Source organism: Aeromonas veronii bv. veronii, from assembly GCF_000820225.1.
Taxonomy (GTDB): domain Bacteria; phylum Pseudomonadota; class Gammaproteobacteria; order Enterobacterales; family Aeromonadaceae; genus Aeromonas; species Aeromonas veronii.
Genome location: NZ_CDDK01000031.1, coordinates 119,195 through 137,683, shown reverse-complemented (window position 1 = coordinate 137,683; position 18,489 = coordinate 119,195). Strand labels below are relative to the sequence as shown.

The following is an 18,489-nucleotide window of genomic DNA, read 5'->3' as shown; positions in this document are numbered from 1 at the left end:
TTAGAGAAGCGTAATCGGACGTTCGAGTTCTTTAAGACGATGCCATAAAAATAATATCCCTCCCTGTTACCAAAAAAGAGACCGGCATATAGCCGGTCTCATTTTATTTATCGCAACCCTTACACCTGCGGCGGGGTACTTTCCGCGTTGGACATCACTGCATCCATCTGGATGCGTGCGCCGGCGGGCAGCTCGCGCACCGCGATCACGGTGCGGGCCGGCAGATAGCCCGGGAAGTATTTGGTGTAGATGGTGTTGACCGCATCCAGATCCGCGATATTGCCGAGCTGGATATTGACCTTGACGATATCGTCCATCACATGGCCGATGCTCTCCACAATCGCCTTGATATTGCTCAGGCACTGGGCGGTCTGCTCCTTGATGCAGCCAGCCAGGATCTTGCCGGTGGCGGGGTCTATCGGCAGTTGGGCAGAGAGATGGTTGTAGTGGGAGAAGGCGACGGTCTGGCAATGGAGCGGGCTGCGCGGTGCCTTGTCGGTATTGCGGGCACGGATCACCAGATTGTGACGGTCTTCCACCAGTTGCGGCGGGGTGCCGTCACCGTGGGAGATGACCGCATCCATCTGCACCCGTGACCCCATGGGCAGGGCAGCGGCGCTGACCACAGAGCGGGCAGGCAGATAGGCCACGGCGCGGGCAATGGCGGAGTCGGGGAAGAAGGTGGTGTAGACCTCGTTGACGGCCTCCAGATCGGCCAGATCGGTCAGATAGACGGTCACCTTGACGATATCGTCAAACGGCACGTCGATGCTCTCCAGCACCGCCTTGATATTGCGCAGGCACTGGCCCGCCTGCTCCTTGATGCCACCGGCAACCAGTTGGCCCGAGGCGGCATCGACCGGCAGCTGGGCGCCGATATTGTTGTAGTGGGAGAAGGCCACGGTATGGGTGGAGAGCGGATTGTGCGGCGCCTTGTCGCTATTGCGGGCCAGTTTAACCAGCGGGCAAGGAGCTTGCGGGAAGGTACCTTCGCCGTTGGAGATGATGGCATCGATCTGCACCAGCGCGCCCAGCGGCAGCGCGGCGACGGCGAGGGTGGTGCGGGTCGGCAGATAGCCCGGGAAGAATTCGCGATAGACGGCGTTGACCGCTTCCAGATCCGCCATCTCTTTCAGGAAGATGGTCGCTTTCACCGTATCGTCCATCACATGGCCGATGCTCTCGATGATCGCCTTGAGGTTGCTCAGGCACTGTCTGGCCTGCGCAGTGACATCGCCACTCACCATCTTGCCGGTGGCGGGATCGACCGGCAGTTGGGCGGAGATATTGTTGTAATGAGAAAACGCCACCGTTTGGGTGCTGGGGCCCAGATCCTGGGGGGCATGGGGGGTATTTCTTGCCGACTTGATGATGGTGCCACTCATAGATATGCCTCTTTTTAATATTTGTTGTTCATTCAGGTACAGGTTTACCCCATCTTGTTGTACGCCACGGCCACTGCGCCAGCGGCGGCATCCCCGGTTATTATTTGTGATCCACTCAATTACTGAGAGGAATAAGGGAGAAGAGGACAGGGTAGATATTTCAGACGCTGCGATTCTATGAGTGGCTATCAGGGGTTGCAAACCGCTGATTGCATTTCTATGAGATGGCTCAATGGGTGCAAATTTAATCATATTGCTATTCAATTCACCCGAAATTGCAGCCAATTCGTGCGCAAATGGTGCCGAACCGGCGGACAGCCTTGCCCTGACTGGGTTTGCTCTTTCCCTCTTCGGGATATTGGCATGTGAATAAAGGGTTAATATTATGCGCCGATGTGCAAATAATGCATATTATGGTGCATGGATATCTGTTTTCAGCTCTTTTAAGGGGCTATGAAAATTCCCGTGAATATGCATATCCACCTTATTAAAGATACCTCTGGAATATAATTCACGGCTTTTGCATTCCTCTCTGTTAATGATTGTTCCGGCATACTCGGTGACGCCTTGCTGGCAGCCGGGATCTGTTATTAACGCCATAAAATTCTATGCCATGAATTTGCACGGCGGATCTGCCTCTGCAGCACAGGAGTGGGGAGCGTGGCGTTGGCGTTGGCGTGACGGCGTGCGGGAGCTGTGGTGCTGGATGAGAGGTGGCGCTGGATGAGGAAGGGGAGGTGGTGGCAATCCGCGTCTCTTCACGCCGGTTGTATCCCCTGATGGGTGGGGTTGCCCCGCGTCATCGCTTTTTCCACTTTTTGCGGCTTTGTCTGATCTCCCTCTTATCTGTGGCTGGGTGTGATGATTGGGATGGTTTTCAGGGCTCTGAAACAGTTCAGGTGATTTCGCAGGCATAAATTTCAATGCACTGTTTTTAAAGGGAAATTCGTCAAAAAATGGATTTATCGACCGCTTCCTATTGTTTCTTGATGAAACTGTTAATTGGTGGCGTGATTGCGAGTCAGGTCGCTTTTTTCACTCGCTATTAATCGTATGATTAATAAGGTGATCAAGGAGTCCTGACGGAGAGCATCGATGCACCGGCAGGCCATTGCCCAGGATTGGCAAGCGAGATCGCATCGCGATCATCATTACCTGACTGTGGAGGATTTATGCTGGGTTTCGTTCTGGGCGATATGTATTGTCAAACATCTGGGCAGCGGTTACCTCCTCGCCTGGGAAAGAGCTTTCCCATTCCTGCCGATTACCGACTGCGCGGTCGGGTATCCGCCGCCATCATGACCATCGAGAGCCTGCTCGATACCCCTTATCCGCAAAAGCAGTTTCGTGATCTGGTCTTTGGCGCCTTTATCGAGCGCCAGCGTCGGCTGTTTGGCGAACATGTGATTGTGGCCCGCATGGAAGGGGAGGAGGGGCTGGAGCTATCGATTGATCTCTCGTTTGTCAGCACCGCCGTACCTGTGGGCCTGCTGGCTATCTCTGAAGAGCTGGCCCTCGCCACGGCGCCGCGTCCCAAGAAGAGCCATCCCCACTACGAGGCGCTGTGCAAGGCGATCGACTGCATGGTGATGCTGATGTTTTATGGCAAGGTGATCCGCCAGCGGAATACGGTGTTGGAAAATATCGGCCATCAGTTTGGTTATCAGCCCGCGGCGACCCTGACGGCGCGTGTTGGCAAAGGTGGGGAGGATGATTACGACGCCTTCATGGTCAATATCATGACCTGTATTGCCCACTCCAACTCGCTCAAGGAGGCGCTGGAGAATGCCAGCCGGATGGGAATTCAGGAGCCCGCTTTCTTCTGCATCGTCGGGGCGATTGCCAGCACCCTGTGGGGCGTGCCCAGACAGTGGGCGTATCAGGCCTCACTGCTGATCCATCGATCCCACCACCACTACATCCAGAATCTGCTTCGCTGTGAAACCCGTGCCGGGCGGCGCCATATCAATCTGGAGCCGCCAAAGCCCCCTTTGTTTGCACCGATCCGGCAACAGGTTGTGCGTCTGTTCAAGGGGGCACACTGATCTGCAGCCCCCTTGTCATCACTCAGGCGGGATAAAGCGCCCCCAGCACAGCTGGACGGCTGGCACCGGTGACGGCGGGCAGGTTGCCCGGCTTGCGGTGAACAAAGCACATGGCCAGCCAGGCAAAGGCTGCGCCTTCCACCCAGTCGGGGGCAAGGCCCAGCTCGGCGGTGCTGGCGATGCGCCATGCAGGCAGCAGGCTGGCCAGCTCCTTCAGCAAGGGGGCGTTATGGGCGCCGCCGCCGCAGACAAACAGCTCGGCTTTCGGCTGGCTGGCACCGACTGATTCGGGCCGGGCGGGTAGTTGGCGGGCGATGCTGTGGCAGGTGAGCGCCTGCAGGGTGCGCTGCACATCCACGGGGGCGTATGAAGTGCCTGCCAGCTCGCCATCGAGCCAATCGAGGGTAAACATCTCCCGTCCGGTGCTCTTGGGGGCGGGGGCTGCGAAATAGGGGTGAGCCAGCAGTTTCTCCAGCAGGGCCGGGATGGGCTTGCCACTGGCGGCCCATTTGCCACCGGCGTCATAGCTGCCGCCGTGGGGCTGATGGCGGCGATACCAGCCATCGAGCAGGGTGTTGGCCGGGCCGGTATCAAAACCATATACCCCGCCCGGATTGCCCGGCAGCACCGAGATATTGGCGATGCCGCCGAGGTTCAGTACCACTCGCAGGGCGCCGGGTTTGGCAAACAGCGCCTGATGGAAGGCGGGCACCAGCGGCGCCCCCTGACCGCCGAGGGCCATATCCATGGTGCGAAAATCGGCGATAACGTCGATGCCGGTCAGGGCGGCCAGCAGGGCGGCGTTGCCGATCTGCAGGGTAAACCCGAGCTGGGGGCGATGGCGGATGGTTTGGCCGTGACTGCCGATGGCGCGAATATCTTTGGGCTCGAGCTTCGCCTTGGTCAGCAGCGCGTGGGTGGCGGCGGCAAACTCTCGCGCCACCAGATTATCGGCCACCCCCATGCGGTCGATTTCGTTGTCGCCCGGGGTGCAGAGGGCATGCAGCGTGCGGGCGGTCTCTTGCGGCCAAGGGTGGCAAAGCGCCGCTTCGACCCGCAGTTCATCCCCGGCGATCATCACCAGCACGGCATCAATGCCGTCCATGCTGGTTCCCGACATCAGACCGATATAGCGTTCAGCCATGTGTCTCCTTACATTGCTACTTGAAAATGCGGTGTGCAGAGAGGGGAAAGAGGGGAGTGGCTTTCATCCCATGCCACATGGCGTGGTCTTTGACATCAGACCGATACAACGCTCAACCATGGTGCATCCTCAATGCGGACCGGAAAAAGAGTGAGAGAGACAGGATAGATAAGCCCTTGCTTCCGTGCCACATGCCGCTCCCGGTGTTCCATCTCATCTTATGCCTGAAAGGTGGACTCATTTCAATCTGATTGGCTGGCGCGGGTTCAATAAAAGGGGCTGGCAGGGCCTTCACCCTGCCAGCCCTGATGACTTAGTTGCCGCGACTATCCCGCTTGTTCTGGGCCAGCTGCAGCTCGGGGTTGTCGAGCTTGGCCAGTTGCGGCATCGCCAGCTTTTTGAAGTTGGCCAGCTCGCGTCCGCTCAGGGTCTCTGCCTGCGGCAGGGTGAGGGTGCGCGGGTTCTTGTGAATGCCGCCCACCACGAATTCGTAGTGCAGGTGCGGGCCGGTGACGCGACCGGTGCCACCCAGAGTGCCGATGGTCTGCCCCTGCTTCACCCGCTGCCCCTTGTTGACGGTGCGTTTGGAGAGGTGCAGGTACTTGGTCACATAGTTGCCGGCATGCTTGATAAAGACGTAGTTGCCGTTGAACTGGTTGTAACCGGCGGCCACCACGCTGCCTGAGCCCGCTGCCATGATGGGGGTGCCCACCGGCGCCACATAGTCGATGCCGTTATGGGGGCGGATCTTGCCGGTCACCGGATGGAGGCGGCGCGGGTTGAAGTTGGAGCTGATGTATTTGAAGTTGACCGGCGCACGCAGGAAGCTCTTGCGCATCGCCTTCCCTTCCGGGGTGTAGTAGTTGCCATCTTCATTGAGCACGGCGCGGTAGGCGGTGCCCTGGTTGACGAACTCGGCCGCCAGAATATCGCCAGAGGCGACCCGCTCGTCGTCGCGGAACTTGTCTTCATAGACCACCCGGAAGCTGTCCCCCGGCTGCAAGTCCTGGGCAAAGTCGATGTCCCAGCCGAAGATGGCAGCCAAGTCCATGATCTGATCTTCGGTCATCCCCGCATCCACCGCGGCGCCCCAGAAGCTGGAGCGGATCTCGCCCTTGCTCACCTGTTCGCGGGTGTCGAGGGCGATTTTGACGTTGCGGGCGACAAAGGTCTCCTCCTTGCGGCTCACCTTGAGCGCCTGCTCCAGACTGTGGGGGTAATAGAGGCTGTGCAGCTCGCCGTTCTCGGTGAGCTTGAAGGTGAGCTCCTGCCCCGGTTGCAGCATCCGCAGGGGATCGCTGCCCTCGAGCTGGTCGATCAGGTGCAGATCCGTGGTGCTCAGGCCAATGCGCTGGAAGATGACTCCCATGTTGTCGCCACGGCGTACCTTCACCTGCTTGGTGATATAGCGTGGCTTGGGCGGGGTAACGGGCTGGGCGGCCTCGGCCGGCAGCTCGTCGTTCAGCGCGTTATCGTTAGCCGGTTCCCGCAGGGCAATTTCGTTGCCGTTTTCATCGACCCGTGTTGCTACTGCCTGTTCGCTTGGCCAGGCAGCCAGCATCATGATCATGATGCTCAAGATCAGCACCATCTTGCGGTGCCAGTGGGGGAGTGCGTTGAAGGCGTGCCAAATAACCATGAGAAGCAGATGAAGTCGGGCAGAATGGACGGATTTTACAGCCTTTCCAATTGGCCCGCCATTCCAGTAATATGTTTGGCCCTGTGGAATCGTGATGGAGAGTCAAAAAATGTCCCAGCTCGAGGTGGCGCTAGCCGAGATCAAGCGCGGAGCGGAAGAAATTCTGGTTGAAGAAGAACTTGTCGCCAAGTTGAAGGAAGGGCGCCCGCTGCGCATCAAGTTGGGCATGGACCCGACCGCCCCCGACATTCACCTGGGTCATACCGTGATCCTCAACAAGCTGAAGACCTTCCAGGATCTGGGCCATGAAGTGATCCTGCTGATCGGTGACTTCACTGCCATGGTGGGTGACCCCTCCGGCAAGAACGCCACCCGTCCGCCGCTCTCCGAAGAGGCCATCAAGCACAACGCCCTCACCTATGCCGAGCAGGCGTTCAAGATCCTCGACCCGGCCAAGACCCGCATCGAGTACAACTCGACCTGGCTGAGCGAACTGGGGGCGACCGGCATGATCAAGCTGGCGGCCAAGCAGACCGTGGCCCGCATGATGGAGCGCGACGACTTCAAAAAGCGCTACACCGGCGGCCAATCCATCGCGATTCACGAATTCCTCTATCCGCTGCTGCAAGGCTATGACTCGGTCGCGCTGAAGGCGGACGTTGAGCTGGGCGGTACCGACCAGAAGTTCAACCTGCTGATGGGCCGCGAGCTGCAAAAAGATGCCGGTATGGCGACCCAGTGCGTGCTGATGATGCCGCTGCTGGTGGGTCTGGATGGCGTCAAGAAAATGTCCAAGTCCGCAGGCAACTACATCGGCGTCCATGACGCTCCGGGCGAGATGTTCGGCAAGATCATGTCCATCACCGACGATCTGATGTGGAATTACTACGAGCTGCTCTCCTTCCGTCCGCTGGCTGAAATCGAAGAGTTCAAGGCAGGCATCGCTGCCGGTACTCTCAACCCGCGCGACGTGAAGATCTGGCTGGCCAAAGAGATCATCGCCCGTTATCACGACGAAGCGGCGGCCGAAGCGGCCCACGAAGATTTCACCCAGCGTTTCTCCAAGAACGCCATTCCGGACGAGATGCCGGAAATCGAGCTGGCACTGGAAGGCGAAGGTCTGGCCATCGCCAACCTGCTGAAAGAGGCCGATCTGGTGGCCACCACCTCCGAAGCGCTGCGGATGATCAAGCAGGGTGCGGTCAAGGTGGATGGCGAGAAGCTGGAAGATGGCAAGGCACTGATTGGTGCCGGTACCGCCGTCTATCAGGTCGGCAAGCGCAAGTTTGCCCGGGTGACTGTCAAATAAGCAGTACCGTCAAATAAGCCGTCGCATCAGGCAAGCTGGTCATCAAACCGGTTCAAGCTTGTTCAACAGGGCCTCCTTCGGGAGGCCTTGTCGTATCTGGGCGGCACGGATCTGGGCGATAAAGTGCCGCAGCACGGCACTGCTTGGGTGTGGCCGTGTCGCCAGACTGATGCTGGTCATCATGCCGTTGCCCTCAATGGGGTGATAACTGACCCCGAGCGGGCGCAGCGCCGCCACCGAGCTGGGCACCAGAGTCACGCCAAAGCCCGCCTGCACCATGCCGACGGTGGAGATCACCTGCGGGCATTCGGGCCCCAATATCGGCTCGAAGCCAGCCTCCCGACAGAGGCCCACGATGCCGTCATAGAGCCCGGGCCCGATGGCGTGGGGAAACAGAATAAAACTCTCATCCTTCAGGCTGGCCAGTGACAAGGGGCCCGGCTTGGCCTTGGGATGGCTGGTCGGCAGGGCGATCAGCAGCGGCTCCTGCTCGATAAGGTGATGGGCAAAGCCCTCGCTACCCCGGCAGGGGAGCCGCAAGATGGCCGCATCCAGCCGATCGTTGCGCAGCGCCTCCACCAGTGCCGGCATGGTGCCCTCCTGCGGGCTGAGGGCTACCTCGGGGTAGCGCTCCCGATAGTCGTGCAGCAGGGTCAGCACCGCAGGGTGGAGCACGGTGGAACCGGCAAAGCCGATCCGCAGTGCCCCCTGCTCGCCCCGGGCAATCCGCTTTACCTTCAGTTTTGCCGCATCGGCCAGAGCCAGGATCTGCGCCGCATCCCGATAGAGGCTCTCGCCCGCCTCGGTCAGTTCGACACTGCGGGTCAAACGGCGCAGCAGCGGGGTGCCCAGGGTCTCCTCCAGCTTGCGGATCTGCTGGCTCAGCGGCGGCTGGGCCATGTTGAGTGATTCGGCTGCGCGGGTGAAATTCTGCTTTTCAACAACGGCCATGAAGTAGCGGAGCGTACGAAGTTCCATATCGATTGAGTCTCAAAGTCATGGGATCAGCGTATTGGTGTTGAAATGTGAACCAAGTCACCATTGGATCCGAACGCTAACAGGATTCACGGTGGAGGTGAAACCCGAATGGAACATATTGCAACATCTGACAGTGCCGGGTGCAGCTGTGCCCTCGAAGTGAGCCAGCAGTTTTCCCGCTGGCGCAGGCAGCATGACGGTGGCGAGATCTACCAGAGTTCCCTGATGAGCGCCCTGCTGGCGGGGGTCTACGAAGGGGAGACCACCATGAGCGAGCTGCTGCGCCACGGCGACTTTGGTCTCGGCACCTTCAACCACCTCGATGGTGAGCTGATCGCCTTCGAGCGGCAGATCCACCAGTTGCGCTCCGATGGCTCGGCCCGTCCCGCCCGCGCCGATCAGAAGACCCCCTTTGCGGTGATGACCCATTTTCGCCCCTGTCTGGAGCGTCGCTTCGATCACCCCCTCAGCCGTGACGAGATCCACCAGTGGGTGGATCGGCTGGTGGGCTCCGACAACGTCTTCGTTGCCCTGCGCCTCGACGGCCAGTTTGAGATGGCCAAGGTCCGTACCGTGCCGCGTCAGGAGCCCCCTTATCGCCCCATGCTGGAAGCCATCGAACAGCAACCGCTGTTCCGCTTTGCCGCGGTGGCGGGGACTCTGGTGGGATTTCGCTGCCCGCCGTTCGTGCAGGGGGTCAATGTGGCGGGCTTTCACGAGCACATGATCACTGCCGATCGCAAGGGGGGCGGCCATCTGCTCGACTACACCATGGCCCACGGCACCCTGCGACTTTCTGTGGTGCGTCACCTCAATCTGGCCCTGCCATCGGATCCCGCTTTCCGGCAGGCTGACCTCAACCCTGCCGATCTCGATCGCGCCATTCAGGCCGCCGAAGGCTGATAGACAAGGAGCAATAACATGGAAAACAGACAGTGGAAGTGCGGTGCCGAGCTGGTGGTTCGTCATCTGGAGGCGCAAGGGGTCAAGCAGGTGTTCGGTATTCCCGGCGCCAAGATTGACCGGGTGTTCGATGCGCTGGAGGATTCCCCCATCGAGACCATAGTGGTGCGCCACGAAGCGAACGCCGCCTTTATGGCGGCCGCCGTGGGGCGTCTCACCGGCAAGGCGGGGGTGGCGCTGGTCACCTCGGGCCCCGGCTGCTCCAACCTCATCACCGGGTTGGCGACTGCCACCTCGGAGGGGGACCCCATGGTGGCGCTGGGCGGTGCGGTGCGCCGTGCCGATGGCCTCAAGCTCACTCATCAGAGCATGGATACGGTCAACCTCTGCCGTCCGGTCACCAAGTTCAGCGCCCAGGTCAACAGCGGGGCGGCAATTTCGGAAGTGATGGCCAACGCCTTTCGCGCCGCCGAGCTGGGACGGCCGGGGGCGGCGTTTGTCAGCCTGCCGATGGATATCATCAACAAGCCGGTGCAGGGCAATGTGCTGGTGCCCCGTGAAGTGCCGGAGCCGGGCTGCGCCGACGAACAGAATATGGAGCAGGCATTGACCCTGCTGCGCAACGCCCAGAATCCGGTGGTGCTGCTCGGCCTGATGGCGAGCCGGCCGGAGAATGCCGAAGCGGTACGCGCCTTCCTCGACAAGGCGCGGCTGCCGGTGACCGGTACCTATCAGGCCGCCGGGGTGGTGGACAGCTGCCACTTCGATGACTTTGCCGGACGGGTGGGGCTCTTTAACAACCAGCCGGGGGATCAGCTGCTGGCGGGGGCCGATCTGGTGATCTGCATCGGCTACAGCCCCATCGAGTACGACCCCGTGCTGTGGAATGGCGACCGGGAGCGGCGCATCCTCCATATCGACGTGCTGCCTGCCGATATCGACAGCAGCTACTGCCCGACCGCCGAGCTGGTGGGGTCGATCCGCGCCAACCTGTTGCAGCTGACCCGCATCATGGGCAATCCGAAAATCCGTCCCCCCGAGGTGGATCGGCTGCTGCAAGGGGTTCGCCAGCAGCGACTGCGACTGGCGATGCGGGCCGACGATCTGCACGGCAATCCGGTTCACCCCTTGCGTATCGTGCGCGAGCTGCAGGATCTGGTGCGCGACGACATGACCCTCTGCGTCGACATGGGCAGCTTCCATATCTGGATTGCCCGCTACCTCTACAGCTTCCGCGCTCGTCAGGTGTTGATCTCCAATGGTCAGCAGACCATGGGGGTGGCACTGCCGTGGGCCATCGGTGCGGCGCTGGTGCGGCCGGGAGAGAAGGTGATCTCGGTATCGGGGGATGGCAGCTTTATGCAGTCAAGCATGGAGCTGGAGACGGCGGTGCGGCTCAAGAGCAATATCGTTCACATCATCTGGGTCGATAACGGCTACAACATGGTCGCGATGCAGGAGCAGCAGAAGTATTGCCGCACCTCAGGCGTCTCTTTTGGCCCCATCGACTTCAAACGCTATGCCGAATCGTTCGGGGCGGCCGGTTTCGCGGTGCGCTCTGCCGACGAGCTGCGCGCCACCCTGCGGGCCGCACTGGCGGTGGAGGGGCCTGCTGTGGTGGCGATCCCGGTGGATTACTCCGACAACCCGGGGCTGATGGCCCAGCTCAGGCCAGAAGTATTGGCATAAGTGTGAGTAGCGGTGCTGGCCTGAATCCTTGTGTAAGGGCAGGCAGACCCGCCCATATAGCAAAAACCGGCATCAATGGATGCCGGTTTTTTATTGTTTTGCGGGATGGGTGGCCTTAACGGGCCAGCTGGACGGCGGCGCGTGCGCGGGCCGGTTGTGGGCGCTGTTTGGCTTTTGGCGCGCAGGCTATCTTCAGGCGCAGCCACTCGCGCCACAGCAGCCAGCAGAGCGGCAGGGTGAGCAGCAGCACGGTCGCGGGCTGGGCCATCAACACGCCATCACGCCCCCACAGTTGCGGCAGCAGGAAGATGAGCGGCAGCAGCAACACGGTTTTGGCGATGGAGATGACCAGCGCCTGACGGGTACGTGCCATGGATTGCAGCAGCACGATGCCGAACATGATGATCCCCTCCAGCGGAATGGCGCCGAGGTTGAGGGTCAGGCTGCTGATGGCGGCGGCCAGCAGTTCGGGATCGTTATTGCCGGTATAGAGCATGGAGACCTGTCGTGGCAGCAGCTGGATGGTGAGCCATACCAGCATGCCGTAGATAAAGGTGAACTTGAGCCCCATCTCCATCAGGTACTTGAGGTTGCGATGGCGCTTGGCCCCTGCCGCCTTGCTGATGAGCGGCTGAATGCCGAACGCCAGCCCCTGCAGAATGACGATAAAGACCGCTTCGGTGTAACCGGCCACGGTAAAACCCGCCAGATCCTTCACATTGCCATACACCATCAGCTGGCTGTTGTGAAGCATCAGCAGCAGGCCGAGGTTGAACTGGGCAATCAGGCTCGGCAGGCCGGTAAAGAGCAGGTGCGGCATGGCCGGGAGGTTGGGCACCAGATCCCGCCAGCTGAGGCGCAGCCGCGCCCAGGGAGTGAAGAAGTAGCCAAGGCCGATCAGGCTCACCGCACCCTCTGCCATCAGGGTGGCTTGCGCAGTACCGATCAATCCCAGCCCCAGCCGACCCACCATGATGTAGTTGAGGATGATATTGAGCACGGCGCCGCTGCTCACCAGCACCATGGCCAGTTTCGGGCGACCATCGTTGCGCAGCAGATAGGGCACCGCCAGATTGCTGGCCAGCAGCAGGGTACCGCCGCCAATCCAGGTGAGGTAGTCGCTTGCCTGTTTCCAGGTCTCGGTGCCCTGTTCAATCCCCAGCCCCAGCAGGATATCGGTGTGGGTGTAGTAGAGCAGCACCGGCGCAATGCCCCCGAGTCCGGCCAGCAGCCAGAGGGCGTTGACCAGCGCCTGACGGGCCAGCGTGTCGTTTTTCGCCCCTTGCTGGAAGGAGATGGCGGTGGCCGCCCCCATGCTGATCATGGCGGCCAGACCGATCAGCACCATGATGACCGGATAGACCAGGTTGATCCCGGCGAGGCCAGCGGCGCCGACATAGTGGCCGACGAAGATGCCGTCGATGAGGTAGTAGGCCCCCGAGACCAGCATGGCAAGAATGGAGGGGAGGGCGTAAGCCCAGAAGCGACGGGTCATGGCCCGTTGCCGCAGTGTTAAATAGGCAGACATATCTGTTCTCTCGGGGAGTTCGATTATCGAACAGCTAGTCTAGATTAATACTTATTTGGTGATAATCAGGGTTTCACTTGATGAATTGCTGAGTATTACTCACTAATCCGGGGTTTTGGTAGTGCGCCTTGAGCATGTCGATCAGGATGCGCAGCCCGCTGCCCAGCTGATGCCGACTGGGATAGAAGAGGTAGAAGCCGGCAAAGGTGGGGCACCAGGGCTCCAGCACGGTGAGCAGTTTCCCCTCCGCGACCTTCTGGCTCACCTCCTCTTCCAGACAGTAGGCGAGCCCCAGCCCCGCCTCGGCGGCGCCCAGATAGAGGGCCGGGGTGCTGGTGGTGAGCGGCCCGGTCACTTCAATCTCCAGCATGGTGCCGTCGGCGGCAAAGGCCCAGCGATAGTGGCGGTGCGGAGTGAGGCGATAGCCGATGCAGGCGTGGCGGCTCAGCTCGCTCGGGTGCTCGGGCGTGCCGTGCTCCGCCAGATAGGCCGGGGAGCCCACCACCAGATAACGCTGGGGCGGGCCGAGGGGGATGCCGATCATCTCCTTGGGCAGCAGATCGCCATAAAAGAGCGCGGCATCGTAACCATCTTCAATCAGCCGGGGCATCAGCTCCTGCTCCACTACCTCCACCTGCATCCGCGGATAACGGGCCAGATAGTCGATCAGCACAGGTGCCAGCAGGCTGTCGATGGCGCCGCGCGGAGCGCAGAGCTTGAGTCGCCCTACCGGCTCGTCGCTGTTGCGGGCCAGCTCGCAAAGCGCCTCTTCCAGGGTATTGAGGGTGGGGAGCAGCTGCTTGAGCAGCCGCTGGCCCGCTTCGGTCGGCACCACGGCGCGGGTACTGCGGTTGAGCAGCCGCACCCCCAGCCTTGCTTCCAACCCCTTCAGGCTGTGGCTGAGGGCGGAGGCGGAGACCCCGAGTTCGAGGGCGGCCTTGCTGAAACTGCGGTGACGGGCGACGGCGGCAAACACTGCCAGTTCGGCGAGATCGGTACGGGTAATGGTCATCATCAATCAACAAAAAGGCGTGAGTCACAAGGGTACGCCAAGGCCGTGCTGCACACAATCCGCGCTAAACGGGTAGCTTGTTGCAAATATGTATCTGCTTGCAGGCCATTGATTCCAGTGAAACTAAGTTGAATTGTTAAAAAAAACTCACAATAAGGCGCTTTGAGTGTGATCTTGGTCGTCCGAAAGGCGACCAAAATCAAACTTTGGTTGATTAATTCAAAAAAACGCTGTGATTAATAAGGGCATTTAATTAAAGTCAGCCCATCAAGAGTGGCGCACGTTAATCGGTTGTTAAGTGAAACGGGCGCCGACCCTCAGGGTCAAAATCTCGCACTGTTGTTTGTTGCAATCCTGTTGTCACAAGGAGTGATGGCCAGGTTGCCGGGGGGCGAGAGGTTAATATCAAGGACGGACAGCAGGCGTTCCAGGGAGATGGAACCGGGCCAAGGCCCGACCAAACAAGAATCCCATTTTCCTAGATGACAGGAACAACGTATGTCTGACATGAATATTGCAGCTGATGGTCGTTTAGCCAGCAACACCTCCCGCGGCGTCAACAAGGCCGATGTGGTCTGGATGCTGGGTCTGTACGGTACCGCGATCGGTGCCGGTGTGCTCTTCCTGCCAATCAACGCCGGTGTAGGTGGCCTGTGGCCGCTGGTTGCCATGTTGATCCTGGCGCTGCCGCTGACTTTCTTTGCTCACCGTGGTCTGACCCGCTTCGTGCTGTCCGGCTCTACCCGTGATGGCGACATCACTGAAGTAGTAGAAGAACACTTCGGCAAGACCGCAGGCAAATTCATCACCCTGCTCTACTTCTTTGCCATCTACCCGATCGTGCTGATGTATTCAGTCGCCATCACCAACACCGTCGAGAGCGTGATTGTTCACCAGCTGGGCATGTCTGCACCTCCCCGTGCCGTTCTGTCACTTGCCCTGATCCTCGGTCTGATGGCGGTTGTTCGTCTGGGCGGCCAGGTTATCGTCAAAGCGATGAGCGTACTGGTATTCCCGTTCGTGCTCACCCTGATGGGTCTGGCGTTCTACCTGATCCCGCACTGGAACGGTGCCATCATCACTGAAGCTCCGGCTCTGTCCGACGCCTTCAACGGTGACTTCATCAAGACCCTGTGGCTGGCTATCCCGGTAATGGTGTTCTCCTTCAACCACTCCCCGATCATCTCCTCCTTCGCGGTGGACAACAAAGGTCGTTACGGTGAAGGTGCCGAGAAGAAGTGCAGCAACATCCTGCTGGGCGCCCACGTCATGATGGTAATGACCGTTATGTTCTTCGTATTCAGCTGCGTACTGAGCCTCTCCCCGGCTGACCTGGCTGCTGCCAAAGAACAGAACATCTCCATCCTGTCCTACCTGGCCAACCACTTCGATAACCCGGTTATCGGTACTGTGGCTCCGCTGATCGCCATGGTTGCCATCAGCAAATCCTTCCTGGGTCACTACCTGGGTGCGCAAGAAGGCATGAACGGCCTGATGGCCAAGGCGCTGCGCGAGAAGGGCAAGAACGTTGACACCAAGCAACTGAACAAAGTCACTGCCGTGTTCATGATCCTGACCACCTGGGCCATCGCTACCATCAACCCGAGCATCCTCGGCATGATTGAAGACCTGGGCGGCCCGATCATCGCAATGCTGCTGTTCCTGATGCCGATGTACGCCATCACCAAGGTTCCGGCCATGCGCAAATACGCTGGCAACATCAGCAACGGCTTCGTGACCATCATCGGCCTGATCGCCATGTCTGGTATCATCTACAAGCTGATTGCCTGATAACGCCGGTTACCAAGTTGAATGAAGAAGCCGCCTCGCAAGAGGCGGCTTTTTTATGGCTGTTTGGGGCGGTGAGCGGATGCGGTATCGCTACCTCATCAGCTTCTTCACCTCGTCGCTGGCCAGCGCCTTGTTGAATTTGTCCCGCGCCTCTTTCCCCTTGGCGGAGTTGGTAAAGCAGACGTGGAGGGACTTGTCCTCGAGGATCTTGCCGTTGAAGCCGAGGTTGGCGGCAACGTCCTTGAGTTGGGGATCGCTCTCCAGCAGATAGGTCATCACATTCTGGTCGATGACCGCCAGATCGAGTCGACCGTTGCCGAGCTTGAGCAGGTTCTGGCTGTCCGAGCTGGTGGCGTCGGCCGAGAGCGCCTTGCTGGCCACTTTTTCGTCAAACTCGGTGGTATTCACATAGCCGGTGACGACACCAATTTTCTTGCCCTTGAGGTCATCAAGGGTCTGCCAGGTGACCGGCTGATCGGCTCGCTGGGCAAAGCCGAGGGGGCCGTTACCTATGGGGTCGGAGAAGAGGCAACTGCTCTTGGGGTCGAGATACTCGGGGAAATAACCCAGTACCTCGGGGTTGTTGGTCGCCTCGTCCACTGCCCGTTGCCAGGGATAGAACTTGATAGTCAGCGGATCGCCAGCCAAGGCAAAGGCTGCGGTCACCACCTGACTGCTCTTGCCCTGTTCAGGGAGGCTGGCGCTGGTGTAAGGGGGCCATTCAAGGCTGGTCAACACCGCCGCCTGAGCGGCCGACATGCCGAACAAGGGAAGAGTGGCCAGGGCGAGGTGCTTCCATTTCAGGCTCATAGAGATAACTCCTTGTGGTCAAACACCCCTTAAAGATAGCCCCCGGTGTCGATTGCGGATGCCGGCCATGGCTGACCGGCATCGGTGCCATCTATTTGTTGTCGATATTCTCCGACTGCCAGAGGGCATAGCCCTTGCCGGAGGGCGTGGTAGGCAGATCAATCTGCATCAGGTCGTTGCCGATGACAAAGGGGCCCGAGTAGCGGGCGCGCAGATCCTGCGCCAGATCCTTCACCCTGATCTTGCCGTTGAGGCCGATATGGCTGAACACGGTCAGCGCCGGTTTGGCTTCGTTCATTACCTGGGCCGCCTGCTCGGGGGAGGCGAGGTGACCGGCGATCGCCTTGTAGCCGGGGTTGGCTTTCATCTGCTCGGCAGAGGTCATGGAGACGCAGTGCACCAGCAGATCGGCCCCTTTGGCCTGCTTCACTACTTCGGGGCTGTAGCGGGTATCGCCGGAGAGCACCACGCTGTGGCCGTGGTAGTCGATGCGATAGCCGAATGACGGCTTGATGTTGACCCCGTGGTCGTTGTCAAAGGCGGTTACCTTGACCCCGTCATGGTTGTAGACCACCCCGGCGGTGACCTCGTGGCTGTTGATCTCCACCCCGTCCAGCGGCGTTCCCTCATCCTTGACCCGGGTGGCGATATCGGTGGCGTAGGCCTGCTGCAGGCCGCTCGCGAGGGCATCGGTGCTCTTGGGCCCGTAAAGCTCCATCGGCGCGTGGCGCTGGCCATAGGCCGGTTGCAGCCAGCCGGTCAGCCAGAGATCCGCCAGTCCGTTGGTGTGATCCGAGTGGAAGTGGGTGAGGAAGAAGGCGTTGACCCGGCCGATGGGGATATGCAGCTGCCACAGGCGGGTGGCGGAGTTGCGGCCAAAGTCGAACACCAGCTTCTGGTTGCCCGCCTCGACCAGAGTGCTGTAGCCGCCGCGACTGATCTGGGGCACCGGGGTGCCGGTGCCGAGCAGGCTGACCCGGAAGATATCGGGCCGGGCTTGAGTTGCTGTGGCCGGGGCGTGATCGTGGTTGTTGATAAAGCTGCTTTCGGCCGCCTGGCTGACACCGGTGGTCAGCAGACCGACCAGCAGGGCGGCCAGATAGGTGCTTTTCATGGGGATATGTCCTGTTTGGTGGCGTTGCTGGCCACTATATTGGTAACCAAAAGTGCGATAAATTGGCTAAAAATAATTTCTTACTAAACTTTTGGTTGTGAATTAGAGCCCTTGTCGCGGGCCAAATGGCCTTGAAACGGGCAAAAAGGAGGGGTTGTGGACCGACTGACCAGCATGCGTATCTTCACCCGGGTGGTGGATCTCGGCTCCTACAGCGCGGTGGCGAGCGAAGAGGGGATCAGCGCCCAGATGGTGGGCAAGCATGTGCTGGGGCTGGAGCAGTGGCTGGGGGGCAAGCTGTTTCACAAGACCACCCGCCAGCAGACCCTCACCGAACTGGGCCAGCTGTTTTTGGCTCGCTGCCAGCGGGTGTTGGAGGAGCTGGCTCTGACCGAGTCGCTCACCCAGAACCTGCTGGCCGAGCCGGCCGGACGGCTGCGCATCGCCGCTCCCCTCAGCTTTGGCCACCACCGGCTGGTGCCGCTGCTGCCCGCTTTTCTCGACCGCTACCCCAAGCTGGATCTGGATCTGCAGCTCAGCCCGCGCTGGGTCGATCTGGTGGAGGAGGGATTCGATGCCGCCATCCGCACCCTGCGCCCGCAGGATGAGGCACTCATTGCCCGTCCGCTGCTGACCCAGCACTACCGCCTCTGCGCTGCCCCCGACTACCTCAATAGCCACGGCGTGCCCCGTCATCCGGCCGATCTCGCTCGCCACCAGTGTCTGCATGGCAACTGGGGCGAGCACGAGCGCTGGCAGTTTGTTGGCGAGGATGGCCAGAGCGAGGAGGTGCGGGTCGCCTCGCGCCTACGCATTAATCACTGGCCAGCCTTGTTGACGGCTGCGCTCTCGGGGGCTGGCATCACCTTGCAGCCAGCCGAACAGGTGCGTGACCATATCGCTGCGGGACGTCTGCTGCCGCTGCTTGATCACTATCAGAGCCCGGCCAAAACCCTCTACTTCATCTATCCGGCGGCGCGGCGGCAGGTGCTCAAGATCACCCTGCTGGGGGATTTTCTGGCCGAATCCCTGCAAGCTGGGCCCGAGCCTGAATAAAAGGCTGCATATTTTCGCCCCCACGCTTAACCATCGTACTTAACAAAGGGGTGGAGCAGGCCTAACATGGCGGGATGTTTTTCTAG

The 18,489-nt window shown here is 60.2% G+C and carries 14 protein-coding genes; 6 read left to right on the top strand and 8 right to left on the bottom strand.

All coding sequences use genetic code 11. The features are described 5' to 3' along the window. Window positions 1-119: 119 nt before the first annotated feature. Window positions 120-1,385 carry a RidA family protein gene (locus tag BN1139_RS13230; protein ID WP_005349802.1) on the bottom strand — a complete coding sequence of 422 codons (1,266 nt, stop codon included), beginning with the start codon at window positions 1,383-1,385 and terminating at the stop codon, window positions 120-122. Between the two features lie 1,172 nt (window positions 1,386-2,557). Here BN1139_RS13230 and BN1139_RS13225 point away from each other — a divergent pair. Next, entirely contained in the window at window positions 2,558-3,430 is an 873-nt protein-coding gene (locus BN1139_RS13225) for a hypothetical protein (RefSeq protein ID WP_005349804.1), read from the top strand. A 22-nt stretch (window positions 3,431-3,452) separates the two neighbouring features. Here BN1139_RS13225 and BN1139_RS13220 read toward each other — a convergent pair whose 3' ends face one another. After that, complete coding sequence (locus BN1139_RS13220; RefSeq protein WP_013724010.1) at window positions 3,453-4,574, bottom strand: anhydro-N-acetylmuramic acid kinase; 1,122 nt, start codon at window positions 4,572-4,574, stop codon at window positions 3,453-3,455. Window positions 4,575-4,887: 313 nt separating this feature from the next. Beyond that, window positions 4,888-6,213, bottom strand: coding sequence for a peptidoglycan DD-metalloendopeptidase family protein (locus BN1139_RS13215; protein ID WP_013724009.1), 1,326 nt, complete (start codon window positions 6,211-6,213; stop codon window positions 4,888-4,890). A gap of 109 nt (window positions 6,214-6,322) precedes the next feature. On the opposite strand from BN1139_RS13215, the gene tyrS reads away from it, so the two are divergent. After that, window positions 6,323-7,522, top strand: a complete 1,200-nt coding sequence (tyrS, locus tag BN1139_RS13210) for a tyrosine--tRNA ligase (protein WP_005347884.1) — start codon at window positions 6,323-6,325, stop codon at window positions 7,520-7,522. Between the two features lie 42 nt (window positions 7,523-7,564). Here tyrS and BN1139_RS13205 read toward each other — a convergent pair whose 3' ends face one another. After that, a complete protein-coding gene (locus BN1139_RS13205; RefSeq protein ID WP_005358751.1) occupies window positions 7,565-8,500 on the bottom strand; it encodes a LysR family transcriptional regulator in 936 nt (311 codons plus the stop codon). 108 nt (window positions 8,501-8,608) lie between these two features. Here BN1139_RS13205 and budA point away from each other — a divergent pair, with 108 nt between their 5' ends. Beyond that, window positions 8,609-9,403, top strand: coding sequence for an acetolactate decarboxylase (gene budA, locus BN1139_RS13200; protein WP_005349809.1), 795 nt, complete (start codon window positions 8,609-8,611; stop codon window positions 9,401-9,403). Between the two features lie 18 nt (window positions 9,404-9,421). Beyond that, window positions 9,422-11,092, top strand: a complete 1,671-nt coding sequence (gene alsS, locus BN1139_RS13195; RefSeq protein WP_005338504.1) for an acetolactate synthase AlsS — start codon at window positions 9,422-9,424, stop codon at window positions 11,090-11,092. Window positions 11,093-11,207: 115 nt separating this feature from the next. Here alsS and BN1139_RS13190 read toward each other — a convergent pair whose 3' ends face one another. After that, window positions 11,208-12,620 carry an MATE family efflux transporter gene (locus tag BN1139_RS13190; RefSeq protein ID WP_005349811.1) on the bottom strand — a complete coding sequence of 471 codons (1,413 nt, stop codon included), beginning with the start codon at window positions 12,618-12,620 and terminating at the stop codon, window positions 11,208-11,210. Window positions 12,621-12,693: 73 nt separating this feature from the next. Next, entirely contained in the window at window positions 12,694-13,632 is a 939-nt protein-coding gene (locus BN1139_RS13185) for a LysR family transcriptional regulator (RefSeq protein ID WP_041980596.1), read from the bottom strand. A 498-nt stretch (window positions 13,633-14,130) separates the two neighbouring features. Here BN1139_RS13185 and BN1139_RS13180 point away from each other — a divergent pair, with 498 nt between their 5' ends. Then, window positions 14,131-15,423 (top strand): HAAAP family serine/threonine permease, encoded by a 1,293-nt coding sequence (locus BN1139_RS13180; RefSeq protein WP_005338498.1) that lies wholly within the window; start codon window positions 14,131-14,133, stop codon window positions 15,421-15,423. 90 nt (window positions 15,424-15,513) lie between these two features. Here the strand turns inward: BN1139_RS13180 and BN1139_RS13175 are convergent, their stop codons facing one another. Together BN1139_RS13175 and BN1139_RS13170 are read right to left on the bottom strand one after the other, a co-directional pair. Further along, on the bottom strand, window positions 15,514-16,233 hold the full coding sequence (locus BN1139_RS13175) for a substrate-binding periplasmic protein (protein WP_005349813.1): 720 nt from the start codon (window positions 16,231-16,233) through the stop codon (window positions 15,514-15,516). A 91-nt stretch (window positions 16,234-16,324) separates the two neighbouring features. Then, window positions 16,325-17,347 carry an MBL fold metallo-hydrolase gene (locus BN1139_RS13170; protein WP_005349816.1) on the bottom strand — a complete coding sequence of 341 codons (1,023 nt, stop codon included), beginning with the start codon at window positions 17,345-17,347 and terminating at the stop codon, window positions 16,325-16,327. A gap of 156 nt (window positions 17,348-17,503) precedes the next feature. Here BN1139_RS13170 and BN1139_RS13165 point away from each other — a divergent pair, with 156 nt between their 5' ends. Continuing rightward, entirely contained in the window at window positions 17,504-18,403 is a 900-nt protein-coding gene (locus BN1139_RS13165) for a LysR family transcriptional regulator (RefSeq protein ID WP_005349818.1), read from the top strand. Window positions 18,404-18,489 lie beyond the last annotated feature (86 nt).

Excerpts from the sequence above, each read along its gene's own strand:
- budA (WP_005349809.1), top strand. The coding sequence starts at position 8,609 with ATGGAACATATTGCAACATCTGACAGTGCCGGGTGCAGCTGTGCCCTC.
- alsS (WP_005338504.1), top strand. The coding sequence starts at position 9,422 with ATGGAAAACAGACAGTGGAAGTGCGGTGCCGAGCTGGTGGTTCGTCAT.
- BN1139_RS13185 (WP_041980596.1), bottom strand. The coding sequence starts at position 13,632 with ATGACCATTACCCGTACCGATCTCGCCGAACTGGCAGTGTTTGCCGCC.
- BN1139_RS13190 (WP_005349811.1), bottom strand. The coding sequence starts at position 12,620 with ATGTCTGCCTATTTAACACTGCGGCAACGGGCCATGACCCGTCGCTTC.
- BN1139_RS13230 (WP_005349802.1), bottom strand. The coding sequence starts at position 1,385 with ATGAGTGGCACCATCATCAAGTCGGCAAGAAATACCCCCCATGCCCCC.
- BN1139_RS13205 (WP_005358751.1), bottom strand. The coding sequence starts at position 8,500 with ATGGAACTTCGTACGCTCCGCTACTTCATGGCCGTTGTTGAAAAGCAG.
- tyrS (WP_005347884.1), top strand. The coding sequence starts at position 6,323 with ATGTCCCAGCTCGAGGTGGCGCTAGCCGAGATCAAGCGCGGAGCGGAA.
- BN1139_RS13225 (WP_005349804.1), top strand. The coding sequence starts at position 2,558 with ATGCTGGGTTTCGTTCTGGGCGATATGTATTGTCAAACATCTGGGCAG.
- BN1139_RS13215 (WP_013724009.1), bottom strand. The coding sequence starts at position 6,213 with ATGGTTATTTGGCACGCCTTCAACGCACTCCCCCACTGGCACCGCAAG.
- BN1139_RS13220 (WP_013724010.1), bottom strand. The coding sequence starts at position 4,574 with ATGGCTGAACGCTATATCGGTCTGATGTCGGGAACCAGCATGGACGGC.
- BN1139_RS13180 (WP_005338498.1), top strand. The coding sequence starts at position 14,131 with ATGTCTGACATGAATATTGCAGCTGATGGTCGTTTAGCCAGCAACACC.
- BN1139_RS13170 (WP_005349816.1), bottom strand. The coding sequence starts at position 17,347 with ATGAAAAGCACCTATCTGGCCGCCCTGCTGGTCGGTCTGCTGACCACC.
- BN1139_RS13175 (WP_005349813.1), bottom strand. The coding sequence starts at position 16,233 with ATGAGCCTGAAATGGAAGCACCTCGCCCTGGCCACTCTTCCCTTGTTC.